This window comes from Chitinophagales bacterium (assembly GCA_020635995.1).
In the GTDB taxonomy this organism is placed as follows: Bacteria; Bacteroidota; Bacteroidia; order Chitinophagales; family UBA8649; genus JAFMKE01.
Genome location: JACJYS010000005.1, coordinates 18,687 through 33,078, shown reverse-complemented (window position 1 = coordinate 33,078; position 14,392 = coordinate 18,687). Strand labels below are relative to the sequence as shown.

11 protein-coding genes are annotated in these 14,392 nt (G+C 32.6%); 7 read left to right on the top strand and 4 right to left on the bottom strand.

Annotated features, from left to right (window positions below):
* The first annotated feature begins 93 nt into the window (after window positions 1–93).
* The 3 genes from H6578_08645 to H6578_08635 all read left to right on the top strand — a co-directional run bounded on the left by H6578_08645 (window position 94) and on the right by H6578_08635 (window position 2,171).
* Entirely contained in the window at window positions 94–459 is a 366-nt protein-coding gene (locus tag H6578_08645) for an STAS domain-containing protein (GenBank protein ID MCB9227216.1), read from the top strand.
* Window positions 460–464: 5 nt separating this feature from the next.
* Window positions 465–1,379, top strand: coding sequence for a ribonuclease Z (locus H6578_08640; protein ID MCB9227215.1), 915 nt, complete (start codon window positions 465–467; stop codon window positions 1,377–1,379).
* A gap of 141 nt (window positions 1,380–1,520) precedes the next feature.
* Window positions 1,521–2,171, top strand: coding sequence for a class I SAM-dependent methyltransferase (locus H6578_08635; protein ID MCB9227214.1), 651 nt, complete (start codon window positions 1,521–1,523; stop codon window positions 2,169–2,171).
* A gap of 139 nt (window positions 2,172–2,310) precedes the next feature.
* Here H6578_08635 and H6578_08630 read toward each other — a convergent pair whose 3' ends face one another.
* Window positions 2,311–2,715, bottom strand: a complete 405-nt coding sequence (locus H6578_08630) for a YXWGXW repeat-containing protein (GenBank protein ID MCB9227213.1) — start codon at window positions 2,713–2,715, stop codon at window positions 2,311–2,313.
* Window positions 2,716–2,778: 63 nt separating this feature from the next.
* Here H6578_08630 and H6578_08625 point away from each other — a divergent pair, with 63 nt between their 5' ends.
* Entirely contained in the window at window positions 2,779–3,357 is a 579-nt protein-coding gene (locus H6578_08625) for a 1-acyl-sn-glycerol-3-phosphate acyltransferase (GenBank protein ID MCB9227212.1), read from the top strand.
* A gap of 81 nt (window positions 3,358–3,438) precedes the next feature.
* Here the strand turns inward: H6578_08625 and H6578_08620 are convergent, their stop codons facing one another.
* Genes H6578_08620 through H6578_08610 form a run of 3 tightly spaced genes read right to left on the bottom strand, consistent with a single transcriptional unit; the run spans window position 3,439 to window position 6,229 of the window.
* The gene (locus H6578_08620) at window positions 3,439–4,431 is read right to left on the bottom strand and encodes a M28 family peptidase (GenBank protein MCB9227211.1); all 993 of its coding nucleotides are present in this window, start codon (window positions 4,429–4,431) and stop codon (window positions 3,439–3,441) included.
* Between the two features lie 10 nt (window positions 4,432–4,441).
* The gene (locus H6578_08615) at window positions 4,442–4,726 is read right to left on the bottom strand and encodes a DUF3817 domain-containing protein (protein ID MCB9227210.1); all 285 of its coding nucleotides are present in this window, start codon (window positions 4,724–4,726) and stop codon (window positions 4,442–4,444) included.
* A 27-nt stretch (window positions 4,727–4,753) separates the two neighbouring features.
* Entirely contained in the window at window positions 4,754–6,229 is a 1,476-nt protein-coding gene (locus tag H6578_08610; protein MCB9227209.1) for a cysteine--tRNA ligase, read from the bottom strand.
* 62 nt (window positions 6,230–6,291) lie between these two features.
* On the opposite strand from H6578_08610, the gene H6578_08605 reads away from it, so the two are divergent.
* From H6578_08605 to H6578_08595, 3 genes are all read left to right on the top strand, one after another.
* Window positions 6,292–8,913: a hypothetical protein gene (locus tag H6578_08605; GenBank protein MCB9227208.1), complete on the top strand. Its 2,622-nt coding sequence runs from the start codon at window positions 6,292–6,294 to the stop codon at window positions 8,911–8,913.
* Window positions 8,914–8,975: 62 nt separating this feature from the next.
* Window positions 8,976–9,341 (top strand): hypothetical protein, encoded by a 366-nt coding sequence (locus tag H6578_08600; protein ID MCB9227207.1) that lies wholly within the window; start codon window positions 8,976–8,978, stop codon window positions 9,339–9,341.
* A gap of 23 nt (window positions 9,342–9,364) precedes the next feature.
* Entirely contained in the window at window positions 9,365–14,005 is a 4,641-nt protein-coding gene (locus H6578_08595) for an HYR domain-containing protein (GenBank protein MCB9227206.1), read from the top strand.
* The last annotated feature ends 387 nt before the right edge of the window (window positions 14,006–14,392 follow it).

The window sequence follows — 14,392 nt, the reverse complement described above, 5'->3', positions numbered from 1 at the left end:
AACTCAAAACAAATATTGTTGTTAATTAATTCACATAATTTTGTGTAAATCTATAACATTCGCTATTTTTGGTTCAATTAACTACATTGACTTATGAAATTTGAAACGTCAAAAGAAGAAAAATATGCGGTAATTATACCTAATGAGGAAATAATTAATGCTAATAATGCTCCGGATTTAAAAACTGAGTTTCTGCTATTAAACAATAGTGGATTTAAAAATATAATTTGCGATTTAAGCAATGTAAACTATGTGGATTCCTCCGGATTGAGTGCTTTTTTAGTAGCAGAACGAATTTGTACTAAAGCCAAAGGCGATTTTGTTTTGGTTGCTTGTAGCGATAATATTTTGAAACTTATAAAATTATCGCAGTTAGATACTATACTTAATATTACGCCAACATTAAAAGAAGGTGTTGACTTAGTAATGCTCAATGAACTGGAAAGAGATTTGAGATAGATGAAATGAGTATTTTTAGCTTAACTATTTTAGGTTGCAATTCTGCTGTTCCTGCTTTTGATAGATTTCCTACTTCGCAACTTTTGAAGTATAAAAATGAGTCTATTTTAATAGACTGTGGCGAAGGCACGCAGTTTCAGTTTAGTAAGTTTAAAATAAAAAGAGCTAATCTCAACTATATTTTTATTTCGCATTTGCATGGCGACCATTATTTTGGTTTAGTGGGTTTGCTTAACTCTTTTAGATTGGGTGGGAGAGAAGCTCCTTTGCACATTTATGGTCCTCCGGAATTAGAACAAATTATACAGTTGCAAGCCGATTATACAAGAGAAGATTGGCTATATCCTGTTTATTTTCATGCACATAATTATGGGAAATCGTATAAAATAGCCGAAACAAAATATTTAGAAGTTTTTACTATTCCTTTAGAGCACAGAATACCCTGCAATGGCTTTTTATTTATAGAAAAACCTAAGCCCAAGAAAATAAATGCTGAGGCATTGCTAAAGCATAATGTGCCTAATACTTTTATTCCTAAATTGAGAATAGGCAAAGATTTTGTAAATGATAAAGGGGAAATTATAAAGAATGAGCTACTTACTTTTGAGCCGGAAGTTTGTAAAAAATATGCTTATTGTTCAGATACTGTTTATAATGAAGCAATAATTCCCATAATAAAAGATGCAGATTTGCTATACCATGAAGCTACATATTTAAGTAGCGAAGAAGATAAAGCAGAAAAGTGGAATCATAGCACAGCTAAGCAAGCTGCGTTAATAGCTAAAAAAGCTAATGTGGGTAAATTAATTTTAGGACATTATTCTGCAAAGTATCATGATATACGTCCTTTTCAGGCAGAAGCAAAAGAAGTTTTTGAAAATACGGAACTGGCTGTGGACGGGAAAGAGTTTGAGGTGTAAGTGATACCAATTTGTTACTCTAAAATAGTTTAATCTATTTTGAATTTTAGAATGGTAAATACTGTTATATTAAAATACCGCATGGATATGTGTAATAGAATAATGATTATTCTAAACGGCTATTTAAGCGGTATTAAATAAATGAAAATAAATAATATGAATAGGAAAAATCATTGGGAAACAGTTTATGAAACTAAAAATCCAGACCAAGTAAGTTGGACGCAAGAAATTCCAAATATTTCTCTTGACTTCATTTCTTCTTTTAATGTGGCAAAAGATGCTAAAATTATTGACATTGGTGGTGGAGACAGTAAACTAGTGGACTTTTTGCTTGAAAGAGGTTTTGAAAATATAACAGTTTTAGATATCTCTGCCAAAGCACTTGAAAAAGCAAAAATTCGTGTAGGTAACAAAGCTGAAAAAGTAAACTGGGTTGTTAGCGATATTACAGAATTTGAACCAAATACAACTTTTGATATTTGGCACGACAGAGCAACTTTTCATTTTTTGACAACAGATGAACAAGTTTCAAAATATGTGGAAACAGCAATGAAATCTGTAAATGGTTTTATGGCAATCGGGACTTTTTCGGAAAATGGACCAACAAAGTGTAGCGGACTTGAAATTAAACAGTACACAGAACACTCTTTGATAGAGGAATTTAAAAACGGCTTTGATAAAATTCGTTGTGTAACAGAAGACCATACAACACCATTTAATACAATACAAAATTTCCTGTTCTGTAGTTTCAAACGTCAGGAAAATTATGTGGATAAAGACATGCAAAAATAGATAGCCACTATATGGGTGGTGTAAGAAACACAAAATAGTCTAATCTATTTTGTGTCAGCATATACATATTAATAAAAATATAAAAGCGAGTACATTATTATATACTCGCTTTTAAAAAATGAAACTACAGTTTTATAGTTTATTCTGCCGAGGCACTATAAAGCGTAGGATCATACATCTCAACAACACTTAATTTTGTTACAACACCAGGTTCATATACTATACCATTGTGTGTAATATTTTCTAATTCTTGTTTCCAGTATCCGGGAGAGTAACTGTACATATTTGAACTTTCATTTAATACCCATTTTCCATCTACCCAAGTTTGATTTTCTAAGCCTAAAACATAAGCTCCGTTAATCCAGTAGTATTTTCCCGATTTGTATTCGTAATGTCCTTTTACCCATACATGCTGAGAAGTAGGAGCTTCCGGTTTAAATTCATTGCTTGAATGGTCTGGTAGTGGTAGTGGCGTTTCTTGTGCATTTGCTGTAGCAAAGTTTAAAAGAAGTAAAACTGTTAAAATTGTAATTATATTTTTCATGGTTTTGTGTTTTGTTAAAACTATGTACGCTGGTAGTTACATTATTGTTTCAAATTATCGGATATTTGTATCATGATTGCTAAATTATTTTTAAAATTGATAGGCTGGAAGGTTCAAGAAGTTATGCCTAAAGGTATTGATAGGTGTGTAATGATAGCTTCGCCACATACCAGCAATTGGGATTTTCCTATTGCTAAGGCGGCATTTGTTATTATGAAAATTCCTTTAAGATTTACCGTTAAAGATTCTTTGTTTAAATTTCCTTATAATTTAATTTTTGGACCATTGGGAGGCATACCTATTAATAGAACACCTAAAAAAGAAGGAGAAGAAAGACCAAGTACGGTGCAAGCAATGGCTAATATGTTTAAAGAAAATGATAAAATAGCAGTTATGGTTACACCAGAAGGTACACGCTCTAAAAGAACGGAGTGGAAAACAGGGTTTTATCATGTTGCAAAATTGGCAGGCGTACCTATTGCTTTAGGTTTTTTAGATTATAAAAAGAAATTAGCTGGAGTGGGTAAGGTTCTTTATCCAAGCGATGATATGGAAAAAGACATGAGAGAGATAATGAGTTTTTACAAAAACATTACAGGAAAACATCCCGAAAAATTTAGTGTAGATTTAAGATATGTTTAGTTATCTGTTAACTGTTTTCTGTTATCTGACTAAGATTTAGACTAAAGTTAAAAAACTCAGTAATTATTTAATTAAAGATTATTAGTCTTGATAAATAGTTTGTAACACAGTTTGTCCAACTGCTTTTAATGTATTTTTGTCTATAGCATCCATATTGTCTTTATGAGTGTGCCAGTACCACCCAAACCCGGATGGCGTAGTGGCATCATAATGAATAATGTCTAAAGTTGGAATTTTAGCTATCTGATTAATATATAAATGGTCGTCAGTTATGGGAGAAGTTTCTTTATAAGAAAAATAAGAACTATAGCCTATAGCATGAGCTATTTTCCACACTTGGTGTAAGTAGTCGTTAGCAAAATTTACTGAAGTGCCTTCCATAGTAAAAACCGCATTAGGTGCTCCCACCATGTCTAATAAAATACCAAATTGTGCTTTATAATTAGGCGTATGCAAGTTTTTAGCCCAATATTGAGAACCTAAACAGTATGAGTTAGGCATGTAATCATCTGTGCTAAAATTGGGTTGTCCGTAATCTTCTGCATCAAACAATATAATATCTATACCTTTATTAATGCCTTTTGTTTTTATTTGTCTGGCTATTTCTAAAAGTACAGCTACGCCACTCGCTCCATCATTAGCTCCTGTTATTGGTTCTTTAATGTTTTCTTTGTCTTGGTCGGCAAAGGGGCGGGTATCCCAGTGGGCACATAATAAAATACGGTCTTTGTTTTCAGTATTAAAACTGGCTATAATATTTGTTGATTTTAAAATATTCCCGTCAAAAGCTTTTAAATCTGCATTTTGTTCTATTACAGTATCTGCATATTGCTTTAAAAAGTTAGACAGCCATTGTTTGGTTTCAGTATGAGCAGTAGAGTTAGGCACTCGCGGACCAAAATCTACTTGTTTCTTTACATATATATAGGCACTATCTTCATTAAATGTAGGAGCATCATTTAATTTTAGCTCATTATTAGTGGTAGTTTCTGTATTAGTATTTGTACTGTTTGGGTCTGTTTTGCATTGGCTTAGTAAAAATAGTACACTAATAATGGTTATAATTCTTTTCATTTTAGAAGATTTAATTTTTTGGGACAAATTTTTTTTCAATATAGAAAGTGCCAAAAGGTATAATAGAAGCTAATAAGGCTAACATAGTTTGCTGTTTTGTCCACTTAAATTTGTTTTTTACCATAAAAACCATAACTACATAAGCAATAAATAAAAAACCGTGTGCCATTCCTACAATTTTATTAGGCATTGGCATATCTGCAAAATATTTTAAAGGCATGGTGATAAACAATATTAGTAAAAAACTTATTCCTTCGGTAATGGCAAGTATTTTAAAAAGATTCGTATTGTTCATTTTTAATTAATAATTAATCACTAATAATTAGTTTACGTTCCAAGTAGTTCCTTCTTTTCCGTCTTTTAATTGTATGCCTGCTTTTTGCAAACCATCTCTAATTTTATCGGAAACTGTCCAGTTTTTTTCGCTTCGGGCATCGTTTCTTAATTCTATTAGCAAATCCATTACCGGGTCTATTACAGAGTTTTCATTAGTACTTTCAATTTTTAAGCCTAAAACATCTTCAAGTATGCCTTCTTTTAATGTCTTTATTATGTCTAATCCTTCTTGGCTAATACTTTCAGTTTTGCTATAAACTTTATTAATTATACTTGCTACATCAAACAAAACTGCAATAGTTTTTGGTGTGTTAAAATCATCGTTCATATTGTTGTAGCATTGCTCTTTTAATTCGGCTAATACTTTATCCGTATTTTGTTTTTCCTTATGGATTTCTAATTTATCTATTAATTTGAAAGCATTGCTTAATCTTGTATAGCCTTTTTCGGCAGCATCTAAGGCTTCATTGCTAAAATCTAAAGTACTGCTGTAGTGGCTTTGAAGTATAAAAAACCTAATAACCATAGGAGCGTATCCTTTATTTAAAATAGGGTGGTTGCCGGTTACTAATTCCATGGGCAAAAAGGCATTGCCTTTACTTTTGCTCATTTTGTCGTTATTTACAGTAAGCATATTGCCATGCATCCAATATTTAACGGGAGCTTTGCCATCTGCACCTACACTTTGGGCTATTTCGCATTCGTGATGTGGGAACTTTAAATCCATACCACCGCCATGAATATCAAATTCTTGCCCCAAATATTTTGTACTCATAACAGAACATTCTAAATGCCAGCCGGGCACGCCCACGCCCCATGGAGAGTTCCATTTCATAATAGTATTTGGCGATGCAGCTTTCCATAAACCAAAATCGGCAAAAAATCTTTTTTCGTCAGAGCCTTCTAATTCTTCCCTTGTTTGCTCAAGCAGTTCATCTACTTTTCTACCCGATAATGTGCCATAATCGTGGTCTTCAATGTATTTTTTTACATCAAAATAAACAGAACCATTTACTTCGTAAGCATATCCGTTGTTAATAATACGCTGTATCATTTCTATTTGCTCTATTAAATGTCCTGTGGCGGTGGGTTCAATATCGGGGTTTTTTAAATTAAACAAATGACTCACTTGATGAAAACTATTGGTGTAGCGTTGCACTATTTCCATGGGCTCTAATTTTTGAGCTAAAGCCATTTTTTCTATTTTATCTTCTCCATTATCGCCATCATCTGTTAAGTGTCCTACATCTGTAATGTTTCTAACATACCTAACTTTATAGCCCAAATGAAGTAAGTATCTATATACTACGTCAAAACTAATAAACTGTCGGAGATTGCCTAAATGAACTTCGTTGTACACCGTAGGACCACAAACATACATGCCCACAAAAGGAGGGTTTATAGGTTTAAATTCTTCTTTTTGTTTCGTTAGCGTGTTGTATATTTTTAATGTTGAATTCATAAGTGGTGTAAAGATAAGTAATCAGCCTATAATACTACAAGCCAAAGTATTATATTTGAAATGTGAAATGGAAAAATAGTTATAATTATTTTGTTATAGCCGTACTTACTTTGCTCATTTATGGTCAGTCTATAGGCTATAAATTTAATATGGATGATGAGCTTGTAACTGTAGGAAACAAACGAGTAGAAAAAGGTTTTGATGGCATAAAAGAAATATTAGAAGGATATTATTATGAAGATGATATGGGGTATAAATATGGTTATAGACCTGTATCTCAAATTACTTTTGCTATAGAATATCAGTTATTTGGCGAGAATCCTCATTTTAGTCATTTTGTTAATGTAGTATTATATATACTTATATGTAGTTTGATATTTTATTTTTTATCTACTTATATACCGTTTCCCAGCAAGTGGATACCACTATTAATTACCTTATTATTTTTAGTGCACCCTCTACATGTAGAAGCGGTGGCAAGTATAAAGAATAGGGAAGAGTTATTAGCATTTCTATTTCCCTTTTTAGGATTGATAATATCAATGAAAGCCATAGATTCTAAACGCTGGTATTTGTTTTTGTTGGTAGCTCTCTGCAATTTTTTAGCTATATACTCTAAGCAAAGTGCATTGGCTTTAGTTGTGAGTTTGCCATTTTTAGTGGTGTTGTTGAGGCAATTAAATTGGTGGAATTTAGGCTTGCTTATTTTAAGTTATATACCTTTTGTAATTATTTCTATTAAGGATTCTTTTGTTATTAGTAAATTGATTGCAATATTTTTATTGGTTTCAATAAGTCTTATCGTAATTAATAGTTATTCATTACTAAGACAAAAATTTTTAGATAAAGAGAGTAGATATTTTGGTGTCTTTATATTAATAGCTATTGTTGTAGCAAGTTTGTTTATAGCCTATCAAGGTGGGAGATGGTATATTTTATTCATGATAGTGCCATTATTATTTAAGAATAAAATTTTATCGGATAATTATCTAAAGCTTAGCTTATTGTTTCCTGCCTATTTATTTCTCATTATAGAAGAGAATTATTGGATGGTAATATTAATTACATTGGTCATATATCAAAGTAATTTGTTTTCATTCAATAGAATTAAAATAAAAAAAGAATGGCTGTTTATTACTGTTTATATAATTATTGGAATATGGATTTCTTATAGTAAGCAGAAAGTTGATACGAGAGTAATTCTTCCAATTTTATATACGGCATTGCATCTTTTACAGCTTAAAAACAAGAAGATTATCAATTATATATTGTTTGGATTCCTTATTATATTTTCTATAGATTTATTTTATACTATTCAAGAAAATAACAATGTACTTTATGATGTTTTTAATTTGTTACTCATCATATTTATTATTGTAAATGCATTTTTGAAAGACACTAAGGCATCTTTATCTAAAGTTCTTTATTTAAAAATGATTACATTAATACTAATTAGTTTTTTCCTGATTTCTTACGTTGATTATTCATATCCAAATAGAGTTTTTTCAGAATTTAGAGATTATGAAATAGAAGAAATTATTAATGAAGAGTATATTCATCAAAATACCGATTATTCTTCAAGGGTTATTGATTTAACCGAAAATCCTTATTACTATTATAAAAATAATACTATACAAAACGGACAAAGTATAAGTAGTGCTTTATTCTATTTAAAAAAAATATTAGTGCCTTATCCCTTATCTTCTTATTATGGATACAATATTATTAATCCCATTCTCAGCCCTCTAAATCAGTTTTTTATATTGTTTGGTTTAATAGTCGCAGGAGCTTTTTTAACTTATTTTTTTAGGAAAGAAAAAATTGTTTTGTGGAGCATTTTATTATCGGCAATTACATTAGTAAGTATTTCAAATATTTTTGAAGTTATACCCGGCATTGTTGCAGATAGATTGGCATTTATTTTAGTTTTACCATTTTCCATTATATTAATATCGTTGATTTTTAAAATTTTGAAAAGTGAAAAAATTAGTTTATCGTTATTAGGCATATTAATATTGACTTTTGTGTTAGTTTCATTTTTTAGAGTTCAAAAATGGGAAACTCCTTATAAATTATTTTCAACGGATGTAAAGAATTTCCCTCAGTCAGCTAAATTACATTCTTTAATGGCTCATACTATAATGAAAAAAGAAACCACTAAGCCAAGTGGAATTAACGTTGAAAACGTTAAACAGGCTAAAACCCATTTAGAGCAGGCACTAAAAATTTATCCCGATTTTTTTAATTCGCATTATGATTTAGCTCGGGTTGATGAAATATTAAAATTAGATGATGAAGCCATAAAACATTATAATTATGTTATTGAAAAAGACAGTACATTTTATGATGTTTATTTGTCGTTGGCAGATTTATATTTACAGCAAGGCAATAAAATAAAAGCAGTTACTAACATAAAAAAATATATAGAATACGCGGGTTATAATATTGATTTATATTTCAATCTATCTTCATTAGAATATGATTTAGGGAATTATAATAATGTAATAGACCTAAATAAAGAAATAATTAAAAACAATCCTCAAGTACCGGAAGCGTATTTAAACATAGCTTATGCTTACGGAAAGCTATCTAATATAGAAATGCTAAAAAAATATTTAGAAATTGGAGAAAAATTGGCTCCGAACCATGGAGATGCAAAAATAATTAGGCAAGAATTTTTATAAATACTTTTTTTTTATTAACTTGGTACAGTATTTGATATTATTTACCGTTAAACTTCTAAATCATGAAAGCATTTTACATTTCTATCATTTTTATACTCGTTTATGGTTTTTCATTTTCTCAAAAGTCGTTTGAGAGTAATGAGAGTTATATAGGTAAGTGGTCTTATGATGATTATAAATCTACATTTATATACAATCCTCAACCCATTCTTTTTTCATTTTCTGATGAAATGGTTGAAATACATTTTCAAAATGTTTGGGGTTTTAATATTTTTAAGAAATTCCCAAGCTATCCGAAATTTCAAGCTATTCAAAAAGATAATCCTACTCAAGAGGATGTTGTTTTATATCTAAATGATCTATATCAATGGTATATAAAACATCCTGAATTTAGAACATTCATAGAATCAAAAAAATCTGACAATTAGTAACTAACCAAAAAACTAAAGCCATGAAAAAATATATACTTTTAATTTTTACAGCACTATTTATTTCTTTTGAAACATATAGCCAATGTACAACTTATTATAATCAACATTCTACTCAAACTGACCCAGAATGTAATGGGACAAGAACATATTCTAATGTTGCATTTACTCAGCGAGTAGAAATAACAGCATTAGATGCTGGTGATAGATTTACTTTTTCTGTATCAGGTGGAAGCAACACATATATTTATGTAGATGGTCCTACGGGATATACAGACTCATACGTAATAAGTAATGTAACAACTGGATCTTATACAGTTGAGTTGCCTGTAGCTGGAACTTATTACCTTTATGTAAGGCACAATAATTGTAATTGGGTTGCAGCATCTCATACTCTAACAGTTAAGCAAATATATCATGACGGAGGAGCAAAGCCCTCAATAGCATACAATTGTAACAATACAGTATTAAGTAATTCTGGAGGTACAGGAAGCTACCAATGGCAAGGAAGTAATGATGGTTCTTCTTGGACAAATATTTCAGGAGCTACTAGTTCTACTTATACTATAACTGCCGCTACTAACCCTCAATATACTTATTATAGAGTAAGAAGAGGTATAAACTGTTATGGTTATTCAGTTTCTTCAGATGCAGTTATCCCTAGAGGTAACTATAGTGGTGGTGACCTTACTTTAACTAGCAATGTTACTATGTCTGGAACTTATAATTTAGGTGCTAATGATTTTACAGTTAATAGTGGTGTTACTGTATATGTTGCAAATGGGTGCTTACTAGAGGTTAATGCCAATAATATAACAATTAATGGCACAATAGATGGAAATGGAAGAGGTGCAGCAGGTGGTGGTGGTGGTAGCTATGGAGCATTGTGGAGTGAGGGAGGATACACCGATGGAAGGGGAATTACTTATTGTTGGGATAAAGATAATTGTAGAGACTTAAGATTATATGGCGGTAATGGAGGAAGTACGGGTGGTGGTACAGCAGGTGGTACAGCAGGCGGTACAGCAGCATATAGAAATGGGGTAAAGCAACAATGCAATAATTGGGATGACGAAGGGGGATTAATAGAAGGTGCTGGAGGCGGAGGAGGAGCTGAAGGTGGTGGTTATGGAGGCTTTGCTGGTGCTGGAGGTTCTGGAGGTAGAGGAGGAGATGAAACGGGGTGTAATACTGCTACTTGTAATACTAAAGATGATTATGGAGGCGGAGCAACAGGAGGTAATGCAGGAACAGATACGTATGGTACATCTACTGGATTTGATATAGACTTTGGTTCAGGAGGAGGAGGAGCTGGAGGAGGAGGAAGAGGACCTTCAGGTGTTACTAGTGGTTCTTCTGGTGGTGCTGGAGGTGGAGGTGTGCTTTTAAATGCTTCTTGCAATTTAACAGTGCCTGGAGCTATATATATGAACGGAGCTAATGGTGGTGCTGGTGGTAAAGGCGGTAATAGTTATGAAACTGGAGAATGTTGTGGTGATTTGTCTGGAGGTTGTGATGAAAGAACATACTCAGGTTCTGGTGGTGGTGGCGGAGGAGCCGGTGGAGGTTCTGGTGGTGGAATTTTGTTAGCTGCAGCAGGCAATATTAGTCTAACAGGAACACTTCAAGCGGAGGGTGGAAATGGAGGAGCAGGAGGAGCAAAAGGAACAGGAGCGTATTTTAATAATGCTACAGCAGGTGCTTCGGGAGGAGGAGGAGGAGGAGGACGTATAAAAGTTTTTGTAAACCCATGTGGTACATATACTAACTCTGCATCTATATCTGTAGCTGCAGGTACAGGTAATGCCAATGGTGGTGCAGGTACCTATAATACGAATCTTCAGCATCCAGATTATAATGCTTTAACAGCAGGTGCTGTGGGTAGCAATCAAACTATATGTTATAATACTCAACCTAGTTCTTTAACACAAACTTCAGCTACAACGGGTGGAGTATTGCCTGCCTGCCAAGCTTATGAATATGAATGGTATTCTTCAACTACAAATTGTAGCTTTAATTTTTCAAGTTATACAAGTGCTTCGGCTCCTTCTGGGTATGCTGCATTGGGTGTTGATAACACTACTTTAGCAGGTAGTACTATAGGAAATCTAACTACCACTACATGTTTTGTTAGAAGAGTAAAATCAGGTAGTTGTTATAGATGGACTGATGTGGTAACAATTACAGTATTACCTGATTTTAATCCAGGAACTGTAGCTAATGGTAATGAGACTATTTGTCCTTTAGGAGATCCTGCCAACATTGCGTTTAGTACAGCACCTTCAGGAGCTGCGGGAACATATTCTTATCAATGGTATTCAAGAACGGGTTCAGTTACTTGTCCTACTGGAACTTCAACTACAGGGTGGACAGCCATAAGTGGGGCTACTGGTTCAAGTTATAATCCACCAAGTGGTTTAACTACTACTACTACTTATGCTGTTACAGTAAATCCAACAGGGACACCAGATTGTGGAGGGGCTGAGTGGGCAAGTAATTGTAGAGTTGTTACTGTTCAAGACAATACAAATCCTATTATATCTTGTCCAGGTAATCAAACTGTAAATGCTAATGCATCTTGTCAAGCTACTTTGCCAGATTACAGAGGTCTGGCAACAGCTTCTGACAATTGTGCACCTCCGGGTACAGTTACTATTACGCAGTCACCAGCTATTGGTTCCACTATAAGTGGTTCTACTAATACTATAACATTAACGGCTAATGATGGTAATGGTAATACAGCATATTGTACATTTAATGTGGCTGTTGTAGATAATACACCACCTACTGTTAGTTGTCAGAATATTACAATTTACTTAAACGCTTTAGGTTCTGCTAGTATTGTTTCAGCTGACGTATATGATACGGGATCTGATAATTGTGGAACAGTAAACTTAGTATCTGTTTCTCCAAATACATTTAATTGTAGTGATGTGGGAGCTAACAGCGTAACCTTAACTGTAAATGATGGTAATGGTAACACAAATACTTGTACTGCTACAGTAACGGTAGAAGATAATGTAAATCCAACAGCAATTTGTCAAAACTATACATTAGCTTTAGATGCAAGTGGTAATGGAACTTTAACTACAGCAAATATAAATAACGGTAGTAATGATGCTTGTGGAATTGCAAGTTTAAGTTTAAGTAAAACTGCATTTACTTGTAGTGATGTAGGTACAAATACAGTTACCTTAACCGTTACAGATAATAATGGAAATTCAAGTACATGTAATGCTACTGTTACCGTAACGGAAGATGCACCAACAAGTGCTTCTGCTGGGAATGATGATTTTATTTGTAGAGGTTCTAATATTGTATTAGGGGCAAATACTCCACTTGTAGGTACGGGAACATGGTCATGGAGTGGGCCTGGTACAGTTACTTATGTATTGGGCAACGCAAATACTCCAAATGCTACTGTTAGCTTTTCAACAGGTGGAACTTATACGGGTACATGGACTATAACGAGCAATTGCTCAAGTAGTAGTGATGATGTAATTATAGGAGTAAATCTTCCGGATATTATTACAACTACTGCTGGAGCTTCAGGTACATGTACATCAAATGGAGTTAATGATTGGGTACATCTATTTGATAATGATGGTAAAATTATAGCATCTGTAGATGATAATGGATATATGATGGGGAATGTTACAGTAACTGTTCCAAATGTGGGGAATGCTACAGCATCTGATGTTTGTGGTTCTACCGGTATGAATGCTTATATGGGTAGATATTTTAGATTTTTCTCTACAAATGTAACTTGGTACACTAATGATATTAATTTAAGATTATATTTTACTGAAGCAGAATTAGCTTCTTTAATTGATGAATCATTAGTGGATCACAGTACAAGTCCAAGTATTAGTGTTTCTGTATATGATGCAAATGGATGTCAAGATGATGATGATGTTAGAAATATTAGTGATATAGTTATAACTAAATATGCTACTGGAGTTCCCCCGGGAAGTGTTGGAGGCGTTATTAATTATACACAATTAGGCAATGGATATGATGCCACTTTCCAAGCATATTATGTTGATTTTGCAGTTTCAAGTTTCTCAGATATATATTTACACGGCTCTGAACACAACGTTCCTCTGCCTGTAGAACTTACTTCTTTTGAAGCTAAAGCTGTAAATAATCAGTTTATACAATTAAACTGGACTACAGCTACTGAAATAAACAATGAAGGCTTTGAAATACTAAGAAGTACAGACGGTGTTAATTTTGAAAGAATAGGCTGGGCTAATGGATATGGTAATAGTGCCGAAATTCATCATTATGCTTATCAAGACAATAATGTAAATGTAGGAACATATTACTATCAATTAAAACAAATAGACTATGATGGGCAGTATGAATATAGCAATATTCGTTCGGCAAGTATAAGTGGAAAAGATGAAAATCATGTAGGAAATTTTGTGCCAAATCCGGCAAATAATAGTAGTGTTTTACAATTTAGCATGATTAAGGAAACTAATGTTAGTATAGAATTTTATGATATAACTGGAAAATTAATAGAATATAAAACAGAAACATTAGGAATAGGAAATTCATCAGTTCCATTCAATATAAAAGAATTGGCATCGGGTACATACACCGCTAAAATCATTTTAGACGGCAAAGTATATACCAGAAGATTGATGATAAATAAGTAATTGTCAATGTTTGATTGTTAATGTTTAATTAAATATAGAGTGGAATGTCATAGCGGAAAGTTATGAGGAACAAATAACCTTATCTGCTATCTCTATAATGCTTAATGTTTGTCTAATAAACGCATCATTTTTAGGAAATTATGATGAAGGAGTAATTTTGTGGTAATCTCTTATTTCTGATGACGAATTATGAATTACGAATGACTAACGATTTAAAAAAAAACGGTATGTCTTTGAGAACGGAGTGAAGCAATCTCTTTGAAAAAAACCGTGTAAGTATCCATACTAATAGTCATTCTGTTAAAAAAGACTCAATAAAGCTATAAAATAATTTATATTTTTATTATATTTGGTATGAAATTTGTTTATCATTAACATTACTAACAA

Excerpts from the sequence above, each read along its gene's own strand:
- H6578_08640 (MCB9227215.1), top strand. The coding sequence starts at position 465 with ATGAGTATTTTTAGCTTAACTATTTTAGGTTGCAATTCTGCTGTTCCT.
- H6578_08645 (MCB9227216.1), top strand. The coding sequence starts at position 94 with ATGAAATTTGAAACGTCAAAAGAAGAAAAATATGCGGTAATTATACCT.
- H6578_08635 (MCB9227214.1), top strand. The coding sequence starts at position 1,521 with ATGAAAATAAATAATATGAATAGGAAAAATCATTGGGAAACAGTTTAT.
- H6578_08595 (MCB9227206.1), top strand. The coding sequence starts at position 9,365 with ATGAAAAAATATATACTTTTAATTTTTACAGCACTATTTATTTCTTTT.
- H6578_08610 (MCB9227209.1), bottom strand. The coding sequence starts at position 6,229 with ATGAATTCAACATTAAAAATATACAACACGCTAACGAAACAAAAAGAA.
- H6578_08600 (MCB9227207.1), top strand. The coding sequence starts at position 8,976 with ATGAAAGCATTTTACATTTCTATCATTTTTATACTCGTTTATGGTTTT.
- H6578_08615 (MCB9227210.1), bottom strand. The coding sequence starts at position 4,726 with ATGAACAATACGAATCTTTTTAAAATACTTGCCATTACCGAAGGAATA.
- H6578_08620 (MCB9227211.1), bottom strand. The coding sequence starts at position 4,431 with ATGAAAAGAATTATAACCATTATTAGTGTACTATTTTTACTAAGCCAA.
- H6578_08630 (MCB9227213.1), bottom strand. The coding sequence starts at position 2,715 with ATGAAAAATATAATTACAATTTTAACAGTTTTACTTCTTTTAAACTTT.